Here is a 20,174-nt window from a genome sequence, read left to right on the forward strand (position 1 = left end):
GCAGTGCCGACCCGGTGCCAGCAAGCGTCGCGACACGGTCGCCACACGATTGCTCGCGACGGCAGCCGATGACCACCGAGGCCCCGAGCCCGGTCGCGCCGGCGGACCGATCGGCTCCGGTGCCGCCCACGAAGAAGAAGCGTGAGGCGCCGCGGATCGCGATCGGCGTGTGCATTCTCGCGGCCGTCATCATCGTCTACGTCCTGTCGCTTTTCGGCGTGCACTTTCTGCAACGGTCAGAGGGCCCGCTGCCCCCACTCGACCTGAGTCAAGGCGGCGGCGACGCCACGATCGTGCAGCTGCGGCTCGAAGAGCTGAAGCCGGTCGCGAATCGTCTCTCCGTCGAGGTGCTCGCGTATCCCGGAGTTAACCAGTACGACAACCGTTTTGACGTGCTGGCGAACGATGTCGCGGTGCGCCTATACCCCACAAGCGATCTGGGCGATCTGCAATACCCGAAGGGCAAGGCGCCGGCCCAACTCAGCACCACCATCGAGGCGCACGGCGATCCCGGCAACTGGCCGTTCGACTCCTACCAGACCGAGCCGATCGCGGCCGACGCTTTCGTGGGCGCCGGCGACAACCGAAGGAAGGTGCCAGCCCGCGTCGAAGTGACCGGCGCACTGGACGGGTGGCAGGTCAGCGTCAACCGCGTGCACGACCCGAGTGCGCTGCCCACCTCGCGCGCGACCGACAACGGCAACGTGGTGATCACGCTGAAGCGGGCCAAGGGTCCGCTGATCTTCGACCTCGGGATCTGCCTGGTGCTGATCAGCCTGCCCACCCTGGCGCTGCTGGTCGCCATTCCGATGGCGCTGGGCAGACGCAAGTTCCTGCCGCCCTTCGCCACCTGGTACGCCGCGAACCTGTTCGCGATCGTTCCGCTGCGCAACATCCTGCCGGGGGCACCGCCGCCCGGCTCGTGGATCGATCAGGCGATCGTGCAGTGGGTACTTATCGCACTGGTGACGGCGATGAGTTTGTACATCGTCGCGTGGATGCGGCAGGGCGACTGAATTGATGTAGGCCGCTGGCATAATCGAACACATGTTCGAGTAGTGGTATGCCTCGCGGGAGGCCACCGAATGCGACCTCGACCATACGATCCCGTATGCCGAGGGCGGCGCTACGCACGCGTCGAACCTGAAGGCGCTGTGCCGTCTTCATCATCTGATGAAGGCGTTCTGGGGCTGGCGCGACCGGCAGCTTCCCGATGGCACGGGCATTTGTGGAAGACGCACCCCAGCAGGGGCCATCGCTAAGAGGAAGCGACGGCGAACAAACGCCACTCACCCGGCACACCCTTGAGGTCATGCGTGCCGCGATCCTCGAACTCGATTCCTGACCCGATCACCAGGTCGCGCAGCGTGCTTGACACGAGCACATCATTAGGCCCCGCCAGTGCGCTCACCCGCGCACCGATGTGCACGCCGATCCCACCGATGTCGTCGCCGCGAACCTCGCACTCACCGGTGTGCAACCCGGCGCGCACCTCAATGCCGAGGACCTGCACCGCATCGCGGATCGCCATGGCGCAGCGGATCGCTCGCTGCGGGCCGTCGAACATCGCGAGGAAGCCGTCGCCCGACGTATTCACCTCGCGGCCTCTAAAGCGATTGAGTTGCACGCGCACGACCGCGTCGTGCGCGTCGAGCAGCGCACGCCAGTCACGGTCGCCCATCTCGGCGGCGCGGCGCGTCGAGTCCACAATGTCGGTGAACAGCACCGTGGCAAGAACCCGATCATCGGCCACGTCGGCCTGCTCGCCAGTGAGAAACTCGGCAATCTCCTGAAACGAGTCGCGCCACGGCTCAACGAAGTGAAACATGTTGCGACCCGGCAACTCAACGTACTTCGCACCCGCTATGTGATCTGCGTTGTACTTGCCCATCGCAGGCGGGATGGTCGGGTCGTCGGCGTGCTGAACGACCAGGGTGGGCACGCGGACCGTCGGAAGTACTGCCCGCACATCCATTTCCGCCGTTAGAGGCATCATGAGCGCAAGGGTCCGTGGACTCGCCGCAAGCCGTTCCATTCGCGCCCAGGTTGCCCGAATCTCTTCGTTCCAAGGCATGTCTGGATTGATCAGATGTTGCAACTCCCCGGTCCCCCACATGGCAGCCATTGCATTGACCACTTCCTCGTCGCGCCCTTCGGGTCGCGTCTCGAAGCTCGCGTAGCCCTCCAGCACAATTAGTGCGGTCGTCCGGGACGGATGTGTCGCCGCGAACAACGCCCCTGTCGCCAACGCGCCGTCGATAGCGATGAGAACAGCTTCACGAGTTCCGAGATCATCGAGCACCGCCGTGATGCTGTCGGCCCACTGCTCCAGTGTCGGCAGCGCACCCAACGTGACGGGATCGGACGCTCCGGTGCCCGGCTGATCGAAGAAGATCAATCGACCGAGCGATGACATCGCTTCGACCCACCCTTGTAGGGACGGTAGCTCCGGAAGGAGCTCGCAGCACGTGAACCAGTTCGGGACGAACACAATATCGCGAGGGCCAGGGGGCGAGGCGCGGTAGGCGACGCGCAAGTCACCGTTCAGCGCGTAGCGCGTCTCGGAGAACATTGCCGAAGTGTAAGCCGAGGAACGCGAAGGTTACCGGAGTCAGGCCGCTTGGCTGATCGCCAACGAGTCGACGGCACGGTCATCTGGACACTGCCCGACCAGCACACCTACGTCACCACCCCGGGGAGCGCGCTACTGTTCCCTAGCCTGTGCCGCGGCACCGGTGCCCCGCCCGCCCCTGAAACCGGCCTCCCCCAGGACTACTGCGGCGATCGCACCGCCATGATGCCCCGACGCACGCGCACCCGCGCCCAAAACCGGGCCGCGCGCGTCGCCACCGAACGCAGGCAAAACCACCAAGCGCGGCAAGCGAAAGGTCGGGAACGTGAGGCCGCCTATTTCGGTCCCGCCCCACCGGCCGACGGCGACGATGATCCACCGCCATTCTGATTGGCGGACAACGGTTTATGCAGAGGCGATGGCGAACACGCGCCACTCGCCGGGCACGCCCTTGAGCTCGTGCGCGCCGCGCTCATCGAACTCGAGTCCTGACCCAATCACCAAGTCGCGGAGCGTGCTGGACACCAGTACATCGTTCGGCCCGGCCAGCGCGCTCACGCGCGCGCCGATGTGCACGCCGATCCCACCGATGTCGTCGCCGCGGATTTCGCACTCGCCGGTGTGCAACCCGGCGCGCACTTCGATGCCGAGCGCCTGCACGGCGTCGCGGATCGCCATGGCGCAGCGGATCGCTCGCTGCGGGCCGTCGAACATCGCAAGGAAGCCATCGCCTGAGGTGTTCACCTCGCGGCCTCGAAAGCGGTTGAGTTGCACGCGCACGATGGCGTCGTGCGCATCGAGCAGCGCGTGCCAGTCGCGGTCGCCCATCGCGGCGGCCCGGCGCGTCGAGTCCACAATGTCGGTGAACAGCACCGTGGCCAGGACACGGTCGTCGGCAACTTCGGCCTGCTCGCCGGTCAGAAACTAGGCTATCTCTTGGAAGGACTCGCGCCACGGCTCGACGAAGTGGTACATGTTGCGTCCTGGTAGCTCAACGTATTTCGCATCCGGTATGCGATCAGCGACGTACCCTCCCATCGAGGGCGTGATGAACGGGTCGTCAGTGTGCTGGACGACGAGGGTTGGTACGCGGACTGTCGGAAGGAGTGCCCGCACGTCCATTTGCGCCAGCGGCATCATGGCATCAACGGTCCCTGGGCTGGCAGCCAGGCGATCATGTCGCGCCCACATCGCTCGGACCTCCTCGTTCCATGGCATGTCCGGATTTGTCGCATGTTCAAACTCCCCCGTGCCCCAAGTGGCGACCACCCAGGCGATGAATTTTTCCTGGTCGAAATCATCGGTGCGCACAAGATGTGCATAGCCGTCGAGCACGACGAGTGCGGCGGTGCGGGACGGATGTGTTGCTGCGAATAGCGCCGCTGTCGCAGACGCGGCGTTGGTCGCCAGGAGCACCGCTTCGCGACTTCCTAGATCGTCCAAGACTGCGGTGATGCTGTCCGACCATTGCTCCAAGGTTGGCATTGCTCCCGGGGTGACGGGATCGGATACTCCCGTGCCAGGTTGGTCGAGAAAGATGAGCCGACCGAGCGATGTCATTGCGTCGACCCAGCCCTGAAGGGACGCTAGCTCGGGAAGAGCCTCGCAGCAGAAGAACCAGTTGGGGACGAACACGATGTCGCGAGCGCCAGGGGCGACGCACGGTACGCGACGCGCAAGTCCCCGTTCATCGCGTAGCGCGTCTCCGAGAACATTGCGGAAGTCTAGTTCTAGGCGGGCGGGTCAGCAGACGTTTTCGCAGTTCAAGGGCGTGCAATGGAGAGTGCTTCGGCGATTTGATGCCGTCATTTGAGGAAGACGTTTCCTCGTCTCGATCGCCTTCGCTCAGAATTTGGCTCTGAGCTGGTCGTCCCCTAGACTCTAGGGGTTGCCTTGGGCAGACCTCGGCCGGTGCGAATCGGCCCTGCGTGCCCTTCGGTGACAAAGACCGCGCACGTCAGGTTTTTTGGTGGGCCATGCCCACCGAATGCTCACCCAGGTGGATTTTCCTGCCGTGCACACGCAACCAGGTCAGGAGATCGAGTGATTCAGCAGGAATCGCGGCTGAAGGTCGCCGACAACACCGGCGCCAAGGAGATCTTGTGCATCCGCGTGCTCGGCGGTTCGTCGCGACGCTACGCCGGCATCGGTGATGTCATCGTTGCCACCGTCAAGGACGCCATCCCCGGCGGCAACGTCAAGCGCGGGGATGTCGTCAAGGCCGTCGTGGTGCGCACGGTCAAGGAGCGCCGGCGTCCCGACGGCAGCTACATCAAGTTCGACGAGAACGCCGCGGTGATCATCAAGCCCGACAACGACCCGCGCGGGACGCGCATCTTCGGGCCGGTGGGCCGCGAACTGCGCGAGAAGCGGTTCATGAAGATCATCTCGCTCGCCCCGGAGGTTTTGTAAATGAAGGTCCGCAAGGGTGACACCGTCCTGGTCATCGCCGGCAAGGACAAGGGCGCCAAAGGCAAGGTGCTGCAGGCCTACCCGGAACGCGACCGGGTGCTGGTCGAGGGCGTCAACCGGATCAAGAAGCACACCGCGGTTTCGACCAACCAGCGCGGTGCGCAGTCGGGTGGGATCGTCACCCAGGAAGCCCCCATCCACGTCTCCAACGTGATGGTCGTCGACTCGGACGGTAAGCCCGCGCGCGTCGGTTACCGGCTCGACGAGGAGACCGGCAAGCGGGTTCGTATCTCCAAGCGCAACGGCAAGGACATCTGATGAGTACTGCAGAAAAAGTTCAGCCGCGCCTGAAAGAGCGCTACCGCAGCGAGATTCGTGATTCGCTGCAGCAGCAGTTCGGCTACGGCAACGTCATGCAGATCCCGACGGTGACCAAGGTCGTCGTCAACATGGGCGTCGGCGATGCGGCGCGGGACGCGAAGCTGATCAACGGCGCGGTCAACGACTTGGGCCTGATCACCGGACAACGCCCCGAGATCCGTCGCGCACGCAAATCCATCGCGCAGTTCAAACTGCGTGAGGGCATGCCGATCGGTGCTCGGGTCACCCTGCGCGGGGACCGGATGTGGGAGTTCCTGGACCGCCTCACCTCGATCGCGCTGCCCCGTATCCGCGACTTCCGCGGGCTGTCGCCCAAGCAGTTCGACGGTGTCGGCAACTACACCTTCGGGCTCGCCGAGCAGTCGGTGTTCCACGAGATCGACGTGGACAAGATCGACCGGGTCCGCGGCATGGACATCAACGTCGTCACCTCGGCGACGAATGACGACGAAGGACGAGCGCTGTTGCGGGCCCTCGGCTTTCCCTTCAAGGAGAACTGAGTACATGGCAAAGAAGGCACTGGTCAACAAGGCCGCACGCAAGCCGAAGTTCGCGGTGCGCGGCTACACCCGTTGCAACAAGTGCGGCCGCCCCCGCGCGGTCTTCCGCAAATTCGGCCTGTGCCGGATCTGCCTGCGCGAGATGGCGCACGCGGGCGAACTGCCCGGCGTGCAGAAGAGCAGCTGGTGACGGGACGTAGGACTGAACTATGACGATGACTGACCCGATCGCGGACTTCTTGACACGTCTGCGCAACGCCAATTCGGCGTATCACGACGAGGTGATGTTGCCGCACTCGAAGCTGAAGGCAAACATCGCCCAGATCCTCAAGAGCGAGGGCTACATCACCGATTACCGGACCGAGGATGCTCGGGTCGGCAAGTCGCTGATCGTCCAGCTCAAGTACGGGCCCAGCCGGGAGCGCAGCATCGCCGGCCTGCGCCGCGTGTCCAAGCCCGGTCTGCGGGTGTACGCGAAATCCACCAATCTGCCGCGCGTGCTCGGTGGCCTGGGTGTGGCGATCATCTCCACCTCCTCGGGCCTGCTGACCGATCGCCAGGCGGCCCGACAGGGCGTGGGCGGCGAAGTCCTCGCGTACGTCTGGTAAGGGCGGGGAGGTAACGAAAGACTATGTCTCGCATTGGTAAGCAGCCGGTTCCGATTCCGTCCGGGGTCGACGTGACGATCGACGGCCAGAACGTGTCGGTGAAGGGGCCCAAGGGCGTCCTGGATCTGACGGTGGCAGAGCCGATCACCGTGTCGCGCAACGACGACGGCGCGATCGTGGTCGCCCGCCCGAACGACGAGCGGCGCAACCGCTCGCTGCACGGACTGTCGCGCACCCTGGTGTCCAACCTGGTCACCGGCGTGACGCAGGGGTACACCACCAAGATGGAGATCTTCGGCGTCGGTTATCGGGTGCAGCTCAAGGGTGCCAACCTCGAGTTCGCGCTGGGCTACAGCCACCCCGTGGTGATCGAGGCGCCGGACGGCATCACGTTCGCCGTCCAGTCGCCGACGAAGTTCTCCATCACCGGGATCGACAAGCAGAAGGTCGGCCAGATCTCGGCGAACATCCGCCGTCTGCGCCGCCCCGACCCGTACAAGGGCAAGGGCGTGCGCTACGAGGGTGAACAGATCCGCCGCAAGGTCGGAAAGACAGGTAAGTGATCATGGCGCAAACACAAGCTGGTACTGCCGCGCGAAAGCCGTTGGGGCAGAGCGTTTCCGCGACTCGGCGCGTCTCTCGGGTGCGCAGGCACGCGCGGCTGCGCAAGAAGATCGCCGGCACCCCCCAGCGTCCGCGACTGGTGATCAACCGCTCCGCGCGGCACATTCACGTGCAGCTGGTCAACGACGAGAACGGGACCACGCTGGCCGCCGCGTCATCGATCGAGGACGACGTGCGCGGCCTGCAGGGCGACAAGAAGACCCGCAGCGTGCGGGTGGGCCAGCTGATCGCCGAGCGTGCCAAGGCCGCCGGCATCGACAGCGTGGTCTTCGACCGCGGCGGATACACCTACGGCGGACGGATCGCGGCGCTCGCCGATGCCGCACGCGAGAACGGATTGCATTTCTGATGACGAAGAGCCTGAACACGATTGGAAGGACCGCATGATGGCGCAGCAGCCGGTCGGCGGGCAAGGCGCCGGCGACAGCCGTGACTCGCGCGGCGACCGCGACAGCCGCGGTCGGCGCGACGGTGGCGGTCGCGGTGGCCGCGACCGCGACGGCGACAAGAGCAATTACCTGGAACGCGTTGTCGTGATCAACCGTGTCTCCAAGGTGGTCAAGGGCGGTCGGCGATTCAGCTTCACCGCGTTGGTGATCGTCGGCGACGGCAACGGCATGGTCGGTGTCGGCTACGGCAAGGCCAAGGAAGTTCCCGCGGCCATCGCCAAGGGCGTCGAGGAGGCCCGCAAGGGCTTCTTCCGGGTACCGCTGATCCGGGGAACCATCACCCACCCGGTGCAGGGTGAGGCGGCCGCCGGCGTGGTGCTGTTGCGTCCGGCCAGCCCCGGTACCGGTGTGATCGCCGGTGGCGCCGCACGCGCGGTGCTGGAATGCGCAGGCGTGCACGACATCCTGGCCAAGTCGCTGGGTAGCGACAACGCGATCAACGTGGTGCACGCGACCGTCGCGGCGCTCAAGCTGCTGCAGCGTCCCGAGGAGGTGGCCGCGCGCCGCGGCCTGCCCATCGAGGACGTCGCGCCGGCCGGAATGCTCAAGGCGCGCCGCGAAAGTGACGCGCTGGCCAGCGCGGCGGCGGCCCGCGAGGCCCAGGCTTCCGGGGCGCAGCCATGAGTAGTCAACTGAAGATCACCCAGGTACGCAGCACCATCGGGGCCCGCTGGAAGCAGCGCGAGTCCCTGCGCACCCTGGGGCTGCGAAAGATTCGTCAGTCGGTGGTCCGTGAGGACAACCCACAGACCCGCGGCCTGATCGCGGTGGTCAGCCACCTCGTCGAGGTGGAGCAGGCCGAGGCGACGGCCACGGGCACCGGAGGTGGCAAGAAATGACGATCAAGCTGCACGACCTCAAGCCGGCCCGCGGGGCGAAGACCGCCCGCACCCGGGTCGGTCGTGGTGAGGGCTCCAAGGGCAAGACCGCCGGTCGCGGTACCAAGGGCACCAAGGCACGCAAGAACGTGCCGGCGACCTTCGAGGGTGGCCAGATGCCGATCCACATGCGGCTGCCCAAGCTCAAGGGTTTCCGTAACCGGTTCCGCACCGAATACGAGATCGTCAACGTCGGCGACCTCAATCGGCTTTTCCCGCAGGGCGGTTCGATCGGCGTGGAGGAACTGGTGGCCAAAGGTGCGGTGCGCCGCAACTCGCTGGTCAAGGTCCTCGGCGACGGCAAGCTGACGGTCAAGGTCGAGGTGACCGCGCACAAGTTCAGCGGCAGCGCCCGCGAGAAGATCACCGCCGCGGGCGGTTCGGCGACCGAGCTGTCCTAGTCAACTCAGCTGCGGAATCACTTCTGCGGCCAGGCGTTCCATCTGTTCGCGGTTCTCGTCGGCGTCGACGCCGACGGGATTCAGCAGCACCATCTGCGCCCCGGCGTCGATGACCGCGCGCAGCCCGCGGACCACATCGCCGGGCGTGCCGGCCACCGGCACGTCCTGCACGCCGGGCATGTGCCCGTAGATGCGTTCGAGCCCGGCGAGCACCCGGTCCCGGGCCCGCGCGGCGTCGTCGTCGACCATCAGGTAGACCCGCTTGCCGAGGGTGAACGTCGCGGGGTCCTTCCGCTGTTGGTCGAGCTCGCGGCGCACGACGCCCACGGCCCCGGCGAACGCCTCGGTGGTCGACGAACCGGCGCCCAGAAAAGAGTCGCCGTGCCGCACCGCGCGGGCCAGCGCCTTGGGCGCCAGGCCCCCGAACCAGATCGGCGGATGCGGCCGCTGCACCGGCTTGGGCTGGATGGGCAGGTCGTCGACATCGCGGAATCGGCCGTGAAACGTCACCCTCGGCTCGTCGGACCAGGCCGCCTTCATCAGCTCCAGACCCTCGGTGAAATACGCGATGAAGGTGTCCTTGTCCACGCCGAAGGCGGCGAACTTGCGCCTACCGCCCCCGGGTGCGACGCCCAGGTCGAGACGCCCGTGGCTGAGCCGGTCGACGGCGGTGGCGGCCGAGGCCAACTGCAGCGGGTCGTGCAACGACGTCACCAGGACCGCGACGCCCAGGCGCAGCCGCTCGGTGCAGGCCGCGCAATACGCCAGCAGCTCCAACGGTGCCAGCAGAGGCGCGGGCCCGATGATCTGCTCGAGCAGCCAGCCGCCCTCGAACCCGAGCTCCTCGGCCCGCGCCAGGAAAGCGCGCAGCCCGGCCGCGTCGAACGTGTCGTAGTCGAACTGAGGGATCGCGATGGAGAACCTCACCCGACCACCGTACGGCCGCCGATCGGTAGCCTGCAGTAATGTTCGCTTTCCTGCCTTCGATCCCCGGCTTGTCAAAAGGGGCGGACGAGCTCCGGTCCCTGGCCGGACGGGTCGACACCGCCCGCCACCACGGCGTGCCCAACGCCTGCCTGCTGGAACTGGACCTGCGCTCCATGCCGCCGGAGACGTCAGGGTTCGACCCGCTGGCCATTCTCAGCGGGGCGAGCCGGCCGGTGACGCTGCGCGACACGGTGGCAGCCATCTACCGGGCGGCCGAGGACCCGCGGGTCGCCGGGCTGATCGCCCGTGTGCAACTCCCCGCGGCGCCGGCGGCCGCGGTGCAGGAACTGCGCGAGGCCATCGTCGCGTTCACCGCCGCCAAGCCGTCACTGGCCTGGGCCGAGACCTACCCGGGCACGCAGTCCTACTACCTGGCTTCGGCGTTCGGTGAGGTGTGGATGCAGCCAGCCGGAAGCGTCGGACTGATCGGCTTCGCCAGCAACGCCACCTTCCTGCGCGAGGCGTTCGACAAGGTGGGGATCGAGGCCCAAATCGTCGCGCGCGGCGAATACAAGTCGGCCGCAAACCGTTTCACCGAGCACGGCTTCACCGAGGCCCACCGCGAGGCCGTCACCCGGTTGCTCGAGAGCGTGCAGGAGCAGGTGTGGGAAGCGGTGGCGCAATCGCGCAACCTCGACGCCGGCGTGCTCGACGCGCTGGCCGACCGCGCCCCGCTGTTGCGTGAGGACGCGTTGTCGTCGGGCCTGATAGACCGCGTCGGGTTCCGCGACGAAGCCTATGACCACATGGCGGAACTGGTTGGCGTGCGAGATGTTTCCGAGGAGAACGCGCCGCCGCGCCTGTACTTGTCGCGCTACGCGGGTGCGGCCCGGCCCCGGCTGAGCGCGCCGGTGCCCCCGGTTCCGGGGCGTCGCAAGCCTACCGTGGCCGTCATCAACATCGACGGCACGATCGTCGACGGGCGTGGGGGACCCCAGTTCCTGCCGTTCGGCGACGCGACCGTGGGAAGCGACACCATCGTCGCGGCGCTGCAGGCGGCCGCCGCGGACGACTCGGTGTCCGCGATCGTGCTGCGGATCAACAGTCCCGGGGGTTCGGTGCCCGCATCGGAAACGATGTGGCGGGAGGTGAAAAGGGCTCGCGAACGCGGTAAGCCGCTGGTCGCGTCGATGGGTGGGGTCGCCGCATCCGGCGGCTACTACGTCGCGGCGGCCGCCGACCTGATCGTGGCCAGCCCCGCGACCATCACCGGTTCCATCGGCGTGATCACCGGCAAGCTGGTGATCCGCGACCTGCTCGAGCGGCTGGGGGTCGGCCTGGATACCGTGCGCACCAACGCCAATGCCGACGCCTGGTCGATGGAGACGCCGTTCACCCCGGAGCAGCGTGCCCACCGGGAGGCCGAGGCCGACCTGGTGTACACCGACTTCGTGAAGCGGGTCGCCGACGGCCGCAATCTGACCACCGAGGCCGTCGACCGCGTCGCCCGGGGCCGGGTCTGGACCGGCGCCGACGCGCGCGAGCGGGGTTTGGTCGACGAGCTGGGCGGCTTCCGGACCGCGCTGCGCCGAGCGAAATCCCTTGCCGGACTTGACGAAGACGCCGACGTGCGCGTCGTGAACTACCCGGGCGGCTCGCTGCTGGACCTGCTGCGGCCACGGACCTCCTCGCAACCGGCCGCCGCGTCGGTGCCCGACGCGCTGGGCGCGCTGCTGGGCAGCACCATCGGAAGCATCCTGGACAACGTGCAACGGTCCTACACCGGGACCAGCGCGCTGTGGCCGGGATCCTGCAAGTTCTAGCCGGTCAGCTTGGCGCTGATGAAGACGATCTCGCCCAGCGGGTCGTCATGCTCCGGCGCGGGCGGCTCGATGCCGTTGCGCTCGAACAGCTCCGTGCGGGTCACGCCCTCGGCGTGCCATCCGATGCCGGACAGGTAGTCCATCACGTGGTTGCGTTCGCCGGCGAAGACCAGCGATGCCATGTCGATGTCGACGCCGTGCTCTCGGAATGAACCCGACATCTCGCGTACCCGATCCGCGTCGAAATCCACTATGCCGGGCACGAATTCGGTGGCGATGGTGCTGCCCGGCGCACTGAGCGCGGTGATGTTGTCGAACAGCCGGTCCTGGGCCTCCGGCGGCAGATAGATCAGCAGGCCCTCGGCCAGCCAGGCCGTCGGCGCCGCCGCGTCGAATCCCGCCGCCCGCAGCGCCGCGGGCCAGTCCGCGCGCAGGTCGATCGGAATGGTGCGCCGCACCGCGGTCGGCTCGGCACCCACATCGGCGAGGGTGGAGCTCTTGAACTCGATCACCCGCGGCTGGTCGATCTCGTAGACCATCGTGCCCGCCGGCCAGGGCAGCCGGTAGGCGCGCGCGTCCAGCCCGGAGGCCAAAATCACCACCTGACGGATCCCGCCGGTTGTGGCGGCGATGAAGTAGTCGTCGAAGTAGTTGGTGCGCACGGCCATTCCGTCGACCATCGACTGGACGCGCACCGCCGAGGCGTTCTCGATCGCATCCACATTGAGATCCCCGTCCATCATCTTGGTGAAGAACTCCACCCCGACCGCGCGCACCAGCGGCTCGGCGTACGGGTCGTCGATCAAACCGCGGGGATCCTTGGTCGCCATCGCGCGACCGGCCGCGACCATGGTCGCGGTCGCGCCGACGCTGGACGCCAGATCCCACTCGTCGTCGTGAGTGCGTGACACAGTCGCAACCTTACTTGAGGGTCGCGGCGACATAACTAACGTCGCCGAACGCTTCGACCACTTCTTCGGGGAATTCGAAGCCGTTGCGTGCGTACAGTTCCCTGACGGCGTGGGCCGTCACATCCCAGCCATGCCCGGTCAGATAGTCGACGACGACGCTGCGCTCACCCCGGTAGAACAGCTCACCCGCATCGAGGTTGAACCCCGCCCTGCGCCACCGCTCGGTGATGCGCTGTACGCGCTCGTCGGTGAAGGAATTGGGGTCCGGCATGTGTTCGGTGGCCAGCCGGCTGCCCGGCGCACTGAGCGAGGCGATGTTGTCGAACAAGCGGTCCTGGGCCTCGGGCGGTAGGTAGGGCAGCAGCCCCTCGGCGCTCCACGCGGTGGGCTGCGTGGCGTCGAAACCGCTCTCGCGCAACGCGGCCGGCCAGTCATCGCGCAGGTCGATGCCGACGGTTCGACGTTCGGCGGTGGGAGCGGCGCCGAGATCGGCCAGCGCATTGGTCTTGAATGCGATGACCTGTGGCTGGTCGATCTCGTACACCAGCGTGCCCGCGGGCCACGGCAGGCGGTAGGCCCTGGTGTCCAGGCCGGACGCGAGGATCACGGCTTGGCGCACACCGTCGTTGGCGGCCGTGACGAAGAAATCGTCGAAGAACCTCGTCCGCACCGTCATCTGCTCGGCCCTGGCCTTGCGGTTCAGCAGCGGATCGTCGGCGAAATCGACTTCACCGTCCAGGATTCGGATGAAGGGGTCCAACCCGACGGCGCGGACCAGAGGATCGGCCAGTTGGTCGTCAAGCAGCGGGTTGGGCCCCTGCGAAGCCACGGCGCGGGATGCGGCGACCATCGTGGCCGTTGCTCCCACGCTGGACGCCAGGTCCCAGCTGTCGGCCTCGGTCCTTCCCGTGTCAGCGGTCATGGCAGCTCCTCTTTCTCGAGGGTTCCGCTGGTGTACAGCATCTCGCCCATGCGCGCGTCGTCGTCGCCGAGTGGCTCGAGTCCATTGGCCGCGAACAGTTCTCCGATGCTGGCGCTGTTCAGTCGCCAACCGCGGTCGGCCAGGTACGCGGCCGCCTCGTTGCGCTCGCCGAAGTAGACCAGCCCGGCCATGTCCAGCTCGAAACCGTGTGCGCGCCAGCGCTCGGAGATCGTTCGCATGCGCTCCTTCATCTTCTCCTCGTCGCCGGGCTGGGGGCTGGGCGCGCTCTCGGTGGCCAGCCGGCTGCCCGGCGCGCTGAGCCCGGTGACGGTGTCCAGCAGGCGATCCTGGGCCTCCGGCGGCAGGTAGCCGAGCAGTCCCTCGGCGCTCCACGCGGTGGGCCGCGCCGGGTCGAAGCCGGCGTTGCGCAGCGCGGCGGGCCAGTCGTCGCGCAGATCGACGGCCACCACCCGCCGCTCGGCGGTGGGGGCGGCCCCCAGATCGGCCAGCGCGCGCGTCTTGAACTCGATGACTTGTGGCTGGTCCACCTCGTAGACCACCGTGCCGGCCGGCCACGCCAAGCGGTAGGGGCGGGCGTCGAGCCCGGACGCCAGGATCACCGCCTGGGTGATGCCCGCGGTCGCGGCGTCCAGGAAGAATTCGTCGAAGTATTTGGTGCGGACCGCCATGTTGTCGGCCATCCGCGACATGGCCCCGGCGGATCCCCCCGGGCCCACGGCCCCGTCGTGCACGTCGTTCAACTCGGCGGGGTCCAGCTCGCCGCCGGCCAGCCGGGAGAGCAGGTCCACGCCGACGAGCTTGACCAGCGGTTCGGCGAAGGGGTCGTTGATCAGTGGGCGCTCGGCGCGGGTGGCCATGGCGCGGGCGGCCGCGACCATGGTCGCGGTCACGCCGACGCTGGACGCCAGGTCCCAGGTGTCGCCGTCGTACCTGGTGGAAGTCATGGTGATGCCCCAATCGGAGGTAGCCGATCTAATATTTAGCCGATATAACAAGCTTCCCCCACTGTACGCTTCCCGCGATTCGCGGCAACCTTGACGGATGGCGTACGCGGCGGCGGGAAAGAGGGTGCTCATCACGGGTGCCTCGTCGGGACTGGGTGCGGCCCTGGCGCGGCGCCTGGCCACCCGGGGCGCGACGGTGGGGCTGATCGCGCGCCGCCGGGATCGGCTGGCCGACGTGTTGGGCGACTGTCGGCGCGCCTCGCCCGGTTCGGCCATGTTCGTGGCCGACCTGGCCGACACGCAGGCGCTGGGCGAGCTCGCGCTGCGCGCCTGGGATGCGCTGGGCGGCATCGACGTGCTGGTCAACAACGCCGCGATGCCCAAGCGGCGCGGCGTCCTCGCGCTGGACCCGGGCGAGGCCGAGGACGTCATGCGGGTCAACTTCTTCGCCCCGATGCGCCTCACGCTGGCGCTGTTGCCGCGGATGCAGGAGCGAGGATCCGGCATGATCGTCAATGTGTCAAGCGTCGGCGGCCGGCTCGGGATCATCCACGAAACAGCCTACTGTGCAAGCAAATTCGCGATGTGCGGATGGAGCGAGGCGATGGCCGTGGATCTGCACCACACGCCGATCGCGGTCAAGCTGATCGAGCCGGGCCCGGTCGATACCGAGATCTGGGACCATCCGGGCAGCGAGGAACCGCTCTACCGGGGGCCCAAGGTCGCCGCCGACACGGTGGCCGACGGCATCATCGAGGCGCTGGGCAGCGCGCGCTTCGAGCACTACCTGCCCGACATGAAAGCCGTCATCGACGCCAAGAACGCCGACCTGGACGCGTTCATCGCCGGGTCGGCCGGGATGGCGTCCCGATGAAGGCGCTCGTCTACGGCGTGCCGCCGGAGCCCGTCGAAGTTGCCGACGGCGCCAACCCGTTGACCCAGAACCTGGCGCGCACCCCGACGGCCCTGCGCGACGTGCCGGATCCGCAACTGCCGCGCGAGGACTGGGTGATCACCCGGCCCCGGCTGACCGGCATCTGCGGGTCGGACTCCAAGCAGATCCTGATGGATTTCGGCGAGGGCGACGCCGACAACGCCATGGCCGCGTTCTGCTCGTTCCCCCAAGTCATGGGCCATGAGGTGGTTGCCGACGTGGTGGCGCTGGGCCCCAGGGCGCGCGGGCTGCAGGTCGGCGAGCGGGTGGTGCTTAACCCGTGGCTGTCTTGCGGGCCGCGTGGCATCGAACCGATCTGTCCCGCATGCGAAGCCGGCGATTACAGCATGTGCTGGAGTTTCACCGACGGCGACATCAGGCCCGGCATCCACACCGGGGTCTCGGCCGATGTGACGGGCGGCTACGCCGAATTGATGCCCGCGCACGACAGCATGCTGTTCGCGGTGCCGGACTCGATTCCCGACGAGATGGCCGTGTTCGCCGACCCGTTCTCGGTGTCGTTGCATTCGATCACCCGCCACCCGCCACCGCGCTCCGGCGCCGCGCTGGTGTACGGAGCCGGCTCGCTGGGGCTGTGTGCGGTCGCGATCCTGCGGGCGCTCTACCCCGGTGTGGCCGTCGCGGTGGTGGCGCGCTTCGCCGCGCAGGCCGAACTGGCGCACCGGTTCGGTGCCGCGAAAGTCGTCGCGCACGAACCGCGTACGGCCATCATCGAGGACATCGTCGGGTGGGGCGGTGGCCGGCTGCGCCAGCCGTTGCAGGGGCTGCCCATGGCACATCCCGGCGCCGTCGACGTCGTCTACGACACCGTCGGAAAATCCGAGACTTTCGAAGTGGGCGTCCGCGTCCTGAAGTCGCGGGGCACGTTGGTGAAGGCCGGCGTTCACGCCCCCGGGCGGTGGGAGGACAGCCCGCTCTACTTCAAGGAGATCTCGTTCGTCGGCTCGAACGCCTTCGGGGTTGAGGAGGTCGACGGCCGGCGCAAGCACGCCATCGCCCACTACCTCGACCTGGCCGCCGCCGGACGGGTCGACCTGCGCCCCATGCTCACCCACACGTTCGGGTTGGCGCGGTGGCGCGACGCCTTCTTCGCGATCGCAAACCAGGGCGAGAGCGGCGCGGTGAAGGTGGGGATCGACCAGCGTCAGGAGTTGGCGCGCAGATAGCCGTAGACCGACGCGAAGTTGCGGTTGACCTCTTCGGGGATCGGCACCGGCCCGCCGAGTGCCCTTGCGCCCCAAACAATTTGGGCGGTCCGCTCGACCAGGGCGGTGATGTGCAGGACCTTGTCGGGCCGCGGTCCCACCGCCACCAGACCGTGGTTGGCGATCAGCGCGGCGCCGCGGCCTTCGAGCGCCTTGACGGCGTTGGCGCCGACGTCGGGCGTGCCGGACGCCGCGTAGTCGGTGCACCGGACGTCGCCGCCGCAGTACACGGCGAACTCGTCGATACACGCCGGGATCGACTCGTGGGCGATGGCGAACATGGTGGCCCACACCGGATGGCTGTGGATGACGCTGCCGACGTCGTCGAAGGCGCGGTAGCAGGCCAGGTGCAGCTGCATCTCCGACGACGGTGACCGGCCCTCGGCCGCGTGCAGCACCGCGCCGTCCGGGTCGATGAGCACCAGGTCGTCGAGCTGCATGTCGCGATAGTCCACCGACGACGGGGTGATGACGACGCTGCCGTCGGCGCGCCGCGCCGAGATGTTGCCCGCCGTGCCCTCCACCAGGCCGCGGCGCAGCATGTCCTTGGCGGCGTCCAGCACCGCGATCTCCGGGTTCTCGACGAACTTCATGGTCCCAGCACCTCCGGGTTGACGATGTGAACGGGTGCCCTGCCGGCCAGCAGCGCCTCCAGGTCGTCGGCCACCATCTGCGCCTGCCGGGCCTCGGTGTCGAAGGTGGCCCCGCCGATGTGCGGCGTCAGCACCACGTTTGCCATTCCCACCAGCGGGTGATCGGGCGCCAGCCACTCGCCGACGAAGTGGTCGAGCCCCGCGGCGCCGACCTTGCCCGCGCGCAGGGCCTCGACCAGGGCGTCGGTGTCGTGCAGCTGGGCGCGTGCGGTGTTGAGGAAGACCACGCCGTCGCGCATCGCCGCGAACTCCGGCGCGCCGATCATGCCGGTGGTGTCGGCGGTGACGGGGGCGTGCAGCGAGACCACGTCGGCCTCGCTCAGCAGCTCGTCGAGGCTGTGCCGGGCGCCGGGGTTGTACGGGTCGTGCGCGATGACCCGCATGCCCAGCCCGGACAGCCGCCACTGCGTCGCGCGGCCGACGGCGCCGAGGCCCACCAGCCCGGCGGTCAGCCCCGCGATCTCCGCGGCCCGGAACCGCTGATACGGGATGCCGCCGTCGCGAAAGATGTTGCCGCTGCGCACATCCGCATCCGCGGCCAGCACGTGGCGGGTGGCGGCCAGCAGCAGGGCCACCGTCATCTCGGCGACGGCATCGGCGTTGCGGGCCGGGGTGTTCAGCACCGGGATGCCGGCCGCGGTGGCGCCCGCGATGTCGACATTATTGGGGTCGCCGCGGGTGGACGCGATCACCCGCACGCCTCGCTCGAACACAGGGCCGCCCACCGAATCGCCTTCCACCACCACGATTTCGGCGGCCTCGTCGGAGATCCGTTCGGCCAGCTGCCCGGGGTTGTAGATGCGCAGCGGGGTCTGCTCGATCCAGGGGTCGTACACGACCTCGGCCAGCTCGCGCAGTTTGTCGAATCCCGGCCCCCGCATCGGGGCGGTGACCAAGGCGCGTGGTTTGGACGTCACGAATGCCAATGCTGGCGTACGGTGACGCCCGTGTCACGCAAAGACGTCACAATCGGCATCGACGTCGGCAGCACCGCGGTCAAGGCGATAGCCGCCGACGCCGACGGCAACGTGACGGGCCGCGTGCGCATCCCCCACGAGCTGCGAGTCCCCGCGCCCGATCTGCTCGAGCACGACGCCGCGGCGGCGTGGCTGCGGGGGCCGTCGGCGGCGTGCGACGAACTGGTCCACCAGCCCGGCGTCGCGGCGGTGGCCGTCGCGGCCATGGTTCCGTCGATGACCGCCGTCGACGCGGGCGGCACCCCCGTCACCCCGGGCCTGCTCTACGGGGACGGCCGGGGCCGCACGCCCGACCAGCAAGCGCAGCCGCTGCCCGCGCTGGGGGAGGCCGCGGAGTTCTTGCGCTGGACGGCCGGGCAGGCGCCGGGCGCCGCGGGCTACTGGTCGGCGCCTGCCGTGGCCAACCACGCGCTGTCGGGTCAGGCGGTGATCGACATCGCCACCGCCGCCACCGCGTTCCCGTTGTTCGACGGGACCGGGTGGGATCCGGGCGCCTGCGCCGAGCGTGGGGCGGACGTCCACCAGATGCCGCGGGTTCAGAGCATGGGCGCCGTCGTCGGGCAGGTGCGCGGCACCGATGCCGCGCTGGCCACCGGCGCCATCGACGCACTGTGCGAACAGATGGTCGCCGGCGCCGACCGCGACGGGGACGTGCTGGTGATGTGCGGCACCACGCTGATCGTGTGGACCACCATTTCCGAGCCGCGGCAGATGCCCGGCCTGTGGACCATCCCGCACACCGTGGCCGGCAAGAGCCAGATCGGCGGGGCCAGCAACGCCGGCGGGCTGTTCTTGGGCTGGGTGGATCGCGTTGTGGCACCGGCAGACCCGACCGCCGCCGAGCCGGGGCGTGTTCCGGTGTGGGCGCCGTATCTGCGCGGCGAGCGCACGCCGTTTCACGATCGCGACCGCCGGGGCGTGCTCGAGGCCCTGGATCTGACCCACGACGCCGCCGCGCTGCGGCGGGCGGCCTACGAGGCGTCCGGTTTCGTGGTCCGCCGGCTCATCGAACTCGGCGGGGCGCCGGTGTCGCGCATCGTGGCCACCGGCGGCGGCACGCGGGTGGGGCCGTGGCTGCAGGCCATCGCCGACGCCACCGGCCGCCCGGTCGAGGTGTCCGGCGTGGCGGAGGGGGCCGCGCTGGGGGCGGCCTTCCTGGCGCGCATGGCGGTCGGGCTGGAGACGACCATCGCCGACGCCGCCCGATGGGCGCGCACCGAGTGCATCGTCGAGCCCGACCCCGCCTGGGCGGGCGCGGTCGAGGATCGCTATCAGCGCTTCCTGGAGCTGGGAAACCATAGATGTAGCGCGGTGCCACCACCGGCGTTCTAGGCTGGTGCAATGACCGACCAGGATCGCAAAGCCGCCCGCCGCGACATCGCGGACGCACTCTTGAAAGCCCTTGAACAACGGCACGAAGTGCTCGACCTGATCGTGGAGGCCGACAACAAGTCGGAGGCGGTCGAGGCCATCGTCGGTTTGCTCGGCACGTCGCACGCGGGTGCCGAAGCGGTGTTCGGCCTGTCCTTCGACCGGCTCACCAAGGATTCGCGCAAGATCATCCAGGACGAACTCGAGGACCTGAACAAACAACTCAGCTTCACACTCGGCGAGCGGCCGGCCAGCTCGGGAGAGACCCTCGAACTACGGCCGTTCTCCGCCCGCGAGGACCGCGACATCTTCGGCGTCCGCACCGAGGACATGGGGGGCGTGTCTGGCGACGGCTCCGGCGGGCAGGCCGGCGACCTCGACGACGAGATCAAGGCCGCGCTGGCCCGGGTCGACGACGAGGAGGCCGCCTGGTTCGTGGCCATCGACTCCGGCCAGAAGGTCGGTATGGTGTTCGGCGAGCTGGTCCACGGCGAGGTCGACGTCCGGATCTGGATCCACCCCGATCACCGCAAGCGCGGCTACGGCACCGCCGTGCTGCGCAAGTCGCGCTCGGAGATGGCGTGGTGCTTCCCCGCGGTGCCCATGGTGGTGCGCGCACCGGCGGCCAACCCGCACTGAG

Annotated in this window: 23 protein-coding genes and 2 pseudogenes; 17 read left to right on the forward strand and 8 right to left on the reverse strand. The window is 68.3% G+C overall.

From position 1 onward, the window contains the following. The first annotated feature begins 68 nt into the window (after positions 1-68). Both OQ789_RS03695 and OQ789_RS03700 read left to right on the forward strand, forming a co-directional pair. Positions 69-1,016: a DUF4436 domain-containing protein gene (locus OQ789_RS03695; RefSeq protein WP_324683591.1), complete on the forward strand. Its 948-nt coding sequence runs from the start codon at positions 69-71 to the stop codon at positions 1,014-1,016. A 55-nt stretch (positions 1,017-1,071) separates the two neighbouring features. Beyond that, positions 1,072-1,251 (forward strand): annotated as a pseudogene (locus tag OQ789_RS03700) (HNH endonuclease); the annotation flags it as partial. Positions 1,252-1,258: 7 nt separating this feature from the next. Here the strand turns inward: OQ789_RS03700 and OQ789_RS03705 are convergent. After that, complete coding sequence (locus OQ789_RS03705) at positions 1,259-2,572, reverse strand: adenylate/guanylate cyclase domain-containing protein (RefSeq protein WP_324683593.1); 1,314 nt, start codon at positions 2,570-2,572, stop codon at positions 1,259-1,261. A gap of 405 nt (positions 2,573-2,977) precedes the next feature. Beyond that, positions 2,978-4,287 (reverse strand): annotated as a pseudogene (locus OQ789_RS03715) (adenylate/guanylate cyclase domain-containing protein). 328 nt (positions 4,288-4,615) lie between these two features. Between OQ789_RS03715 and rplN the strand changes: the two are divergent. The 10 genes from rplN to rplO are packed head-to-tail and all read left to right on the forward strand — an operon-like array spanning position 4,616 to position 8,825. Continuing rightward, positions 4,616-4,984, forward strand: a complete 369-nt coding sequence (gene rplN / locus OQ789_RS03720) for a 50S ribosomal protein L14 (protein WP_003403649.1) — start codon at positions 4,616-4,618, stop codon at positions 4,982-4,984. Beyond that, a complete protein-coding gene (gene rplX, locus OQ789_RS03725) occupies positions 4,985-5,302 on the forward strand; it encodes a 50S ribosomal protein L24 (RefSeq protein WP_324683595.1) in 318 nt (105 codons plus the stop codon). It abuts the gene before it with no gap. Beyond that, positions 5,302-5,865 (forward strand): 50S ribosomal protein L5, encoded by a 564-nt coding sequence (gene rplE, locus OQ789_RS03730; RefSeq protein WP_324683597.1) that lies wholly within the window; start codon positions 5,302-5,304, stop codon positions 5,863-5,865. The genes rplX and rplE overlap by 1 nt, the downstream gene beginning before the upstream one ends. 4 nt (positions 5,866-5,869) lie before the next feature. Then, the gene (locus OQ789_RS03735) at positions 5,870-6,055 is read left to right on the forward strand and encodes a type Z 30S ribosomal protein S14 (protein ID WP_003873499.1); all 186 of its coding nucleotides are present in this window, start codon (positions 5,870-5,872) and stop codon (positions 6,053-6,055) included. Positions 6,056-6,074: 19 nt separating this feature from the next. After that, positions 6,075-6,473, forward strand: coding sequence for a 30S ribosomal protein S8 (gene rpsH, locus OQ789_RS03740; protein ID WP_221044424.1), 399 nt, complete (start codon positions 6,075-6,077; stop codon positions 6,471-6,473). A gap of 23 nt (positions 6,474-6,496) precedes the next feature. Then, positions 6,497-7,036 (forward strand): 50S ribosomal protein L6, encoded by a 540-nt coding sequence (gene rplF / locus OQ789_RS03745; RefSeq protein WP_324683601.1) that lies wholly within the window; start codon positions 6,497-6,499, stop codon positions 7,034-7,036. A 41-nt stretch (positions 7,037-7,077) separates the two neighbouring features. Continuing rightward, on the forward strand, positions 7,078-7,446 hold the full coding sequence (gene rplR / locus OQ789_RS03750) for a 50S ribosomal protein L18 (RefSeq protein WP_324683840.1): 369 nt from the start codon (positions 7,078-7,080) through the stop codon (positions 7,444-7,446). Between the two features lie 37 nt (positions 7,447-7,483). Beyond that, complete coding sequence (rpsE, locus tag OQ789_RS03755) at positions 7,484-8,170, forward strand: 30S ribosomal protein S5 (RefSeq protein WP_324683603.1); 687 nt, start codon at positions 7,484-7,486, stop codon at positions 8,168-8,170. After that, positions 8,167-8,385 (forward strand): 50S ribosomal protein L30, encoded by a 219-nt coding sequence (gene rpmD / locus OQ789_RS03760; RefSeq protein ID WP_324683605.1) that lies wholly within the window; start codon positions 8,167-8,169, stop codon positions 8,383-8,385. Before rpsE ends, rpmD begins: the two co-directional genes overlap by 4 nt. Further along, positions 8,382-8,825 (forward strand): 50S ribosomal protein L15, encoded by a 444-nt coding sequence (rplO, locus tag OQ789_RS03765; protein WP_324683607.1) that lies wholly within the window; start codon positions 8,382-8,384, stop codon positions 8,823-8,825. Before rpmD ends, rplO begins: the two co-directional genes overlap by 4 nt. On the opposite strand, the gene OQ789_RS03770 is transcribed toward rplO, so the two are convergent. Further along, the gene (locus OQ789_RS03770) at positions 8,826-9,752 is read right to left on the reverse strand and encodes an LLM class flavin-dependent oxidoreductase (RefSeq protein WP_324683609.1); all 927 of its coding nucleotides are present in this window, start codon (positions 9,750-9,752) and stop codon (positions 8,826-8,828) included. A gap of 38 nt (positions 9,753-9,790) precedes the next feature. Here OQ789_RS03770 and sppA point away from each other — a divergent pair, with 38 nt between their 5' ends. Beyond that, positions 9,791-11,575, forward strand: coding sequence for a signal peptide peptidase SppA (gene sppA, locus OQ789_RS03775; RefSeq protein WP_324683611.1), 1,785 nt, complete (start codon positions 9,791-9,793; stop codon positions 11,573-11,575). Here sppA and OQ789_RS03780 read toward each other — a convergent pair. The 3 genes from OQ789_RS03780 to OQ789_RS03790 are packed head-to-tail and all read right to left on the reverse strand — an operon-like array spanning position 11,572 to position 14,373. Beyond that, positions 11,572-12,486: a class I SAM-dependent methyltransferase gene (locus OQ789_RS03780; protein ID WP_324683613.1), complete on the reverse strand. Its 915-nt coding sequence runs from the start codon at positions 12,484-12,486 to the stop codon at positions 11,572-11,574. The two genes, sppA and OQ789_RS03780, sit on opposite strands and share 4 nt — an antisense overlap. Before the next feature lie 10 nt (positions 12,487-12,496). Next, positions 12,497-13,408, reverse strand: a complete 912-nt coding sequence (locus tag OQ789_RS03785; RefSeq protein WP_324683614.1) for a class I SAM-dependent methyltransferase — start codon at positions 13,406-13,408, stop codon at positions 12,497-12,499. Beyond that, positions 13,405-14,373: a class I SAM-dependent methyltransferase gene (locus OQ789_RS03790; RefSeq protein ID WP_324683616.1), complete on the reverse strand. Its 969-nt coding sequence runs from the start codon at positions 14,371-14,373 to the stop codon at positions 13,405-13,407. The genes OQ789_RS03785 and OQ789_RS03790 overlap by 4 nt, the downstream gene beginning before the upstream one ends. A gap of 97 nt (positions 14,374-14,470) precedes the next feature. Between OQ789_RS03790 and OQ789_RS03795 the strand changes: the two genes are divergently transcribed. Both OQ789_RS03795 and OQ789_RS03800 read left to right on the forward strand, forming a co-directional pair. After that, a complete protein-coding gene (locus OQ789_RS03795) occupies positions 14,471-15,247 on the forward strand; it encodes an SDR family NAD(P)-dependent oxidoreductase (RefSeq protein ID WP_324683618.1) in 777 nt (258 codons plus the stop codon). Then, a complete protein-coding gene (locus OQ789_RS03800) occupies positions 15,244-16,494 on the forward strand; it encodes a zinc-binding dehydrogenase (protein WP_324683620.1) in 1,251 nt (416 codons plus the stop codon). Before OQ789_RS03795 ends, OQ789_RS03800 begins: the two co-directional genes overlap by 4 nt. Here OQ789_RS03800 and OQ789_RS03805 read toward each other — a convergent pair. Together OQ789_RS03805 and OQ789_RS03810 are read right to left on the reverse strand one after the other, a co-directional pair. After that, entirely contained in the window at positions 16,473-17,126 is a 654-nt protein-coding gene (locus OQ789_RS03805) for an L-fuculose-phosphate aldolase (RefSeq protein ID WP_324683621.1), read from the reverse strand. The two genes, OQ789_RS03800 and OQ789_RS03805, sit on opposite strands and share 22 nt — an antisense overlap. Beyond that, complete coding sequence (locus tag OQ789_RS03810) at positions 17,123-18,103, reverse strand: NAD(P)-dependent oxidoreductase (protein ID WP_324683623.1); 981 nt, start codon at positions 18,101-18,103, stop codon at positions 17,123-17,125. Before OQ789_RS03810 ends, OQ789_RS03805 begins: the two co-directional genes overlap by 4 nt. 30 nt (positions 18,104-18,133) lie before the next feature. On the opposite strand from OQ789_RS03810, the gene OQ789_RS03815 reads away from it, so the two are divergent. Continuing rightward, positions 18,134-19,495, forward strand: a complete 1,362-nt coding sequence (locus OQ789_RS03815) for a xylulokinase (RefSeq protein ID WP_324683624.1) — start codon at positions 18,134-18,136, stop codon at positions 19,493-19,495. Between the two features lie 9 nt (positions 19,496-19,504). Further along, positions 19,505-20,173 (forward strand): GNAT family N-acetyltransferase, encoded by a 669-nt coding sequence (locus tag OQ789_RS03820; protein WP_324683625.1) that lies wholly within the window; start codon positions 19,505-19,507, stop codon positions 20,171-20,173. Position 20,174 lies beyond the last annotated feature (1 nt).

Source organism: Mycobacterium sp. 94-17 (genome assembly GCF_035617725.1).
Classification (GTDB): Bacteria; Actinomycetota; Actinomycetes; order Mycobacteriales; family Mycobacteriaceae; genus Mycobacterium.

What these genes read in the sequence shown, in the direction of transcription:
- OQ789_RS03795 (WP_324683618.1), top strand. Translation starts at nt 14,471, where the DNA reads ATGGCGTACGCGGCGGCGGGAAAGAGGGTGCTCATCACGGGTGCCTCG.
- rpsH (WP_221044424.1), top strand. Translation starts at nt 6,075, where the DNA reads ATGACGATGACTGACCCGATCGCGGACTTCTTGACACGTCTGCGCAAC.
- rpmD (WP_324683605.1), top strand. Translation starts at nt 8,167, where the DNA reads ATGAGTAGTCAACTGAAGATCACCCAGGTACGCAGCACCATCGGGGCC.
- rplE (WP_324683597.1), top strand. Translation starts at nt 5,302, where the DNA reads ATGAGTACTGCAGAAAAAGTTCAGCCGCGCCTGAAAGAGCGCTACCGC.
- rplX (WP_324683595.1), top strand. Translation starts at nt 4,985, where the DNA reads ATGAAGGTCCGCAAGGGTGACACCGTCCTGGTCATCGCCGGCAAGGAC.
- OQ789_RS03785 (WP_324683614.1), bottom strand. Translation starts at nt 13,408, where the DNA reads ATGACCGCTGACACGGGAAGGACCGAGGCCGACAGCTGGGACCTGGCG.
- OQ789_RS03695 (WP_324683591.1), top strand. Translation starts at nt 69, where the DNA reads ATGACCACCGAGGCCCCGAGCCCGGTCGCGCCGGCGGACCGATCGGCT.
- sppA (WP_324683611.1), top strand. Translation starts at nt 9,791, where the DNA reads ATGTTCGCTTTCCTGCCTTCGATCCCCGGCTTGTCAAAAGGGGCGGAC.
- OQ789_RS03800 (WP_324683620.1), top strand. Translation starts at nt 15,244, where the DNA reads ATGAAGGCGCTCGTCTACGGCGTGCCGCCGGAGCCCGTCGAAGTTGCC.
- OQ789_RS03805 (WP_324683621.1), bottom strand. Translation starts at nt 17,126, where the DNA reads ATGAAGTTCGTCGAGAACCCGGAGATCGCGGTGCTGGACGCCGCCAAG.
- OQ789_RS03820 (WP_324683625.1), top strand. Translation starts at nt 19,505, where the DNA reads ATGACCGACCAGGATCGCAAAGCCGCCCGCCGCGACATCGCGGACGCA.
- rplF (WP_324683601.1), top strand. Translation starts at nt 6,497, where the DNA reads ATGTCTCGCATTGGTAAGCAGCCGGTTCCGATTCCGTCCGGGGTCGAC.
- rplO (WP_324683607.1), top strand. Translation starts at nt 8,382, where the DNA reads ATGACGATCAAGCTGCACGACCTCAAGCCGGCCCGCGGGGCGAAGACC.
- OQ789_RS03705 (WP_324683593.1), bottom strand. Translation starts at nt 2,572, where the DNA reads ATGTTCTCCGAGACGCGCTACGCGCTGAACGGTGACTTGCGCGTCGCC.
- rpsE (WP_324683603.1), top strand. Translation starts at nt 7,484, where the DNA reads ATGGCGCAGCAGCCGGTCGGCGGGCAAGGCGCCGGCGACAGCCGTGAC.
- OQ789_RS03735 (WP_003873499.1), top strand. Translation starts at nt 5,870, where the DNA reads ATGGCAAAGAAGGCACTGGTCAACAAGGCCGCACGCAAGCCGAAGTTC.
- OQ789_RS03790 (WP_324683616.1), bottom strand. Translation starts at nt 14,373, where the DNA reads ATGACTTCCACCAGGTACGACGGCGACACCTGGGACCTGGCGTCCAGC.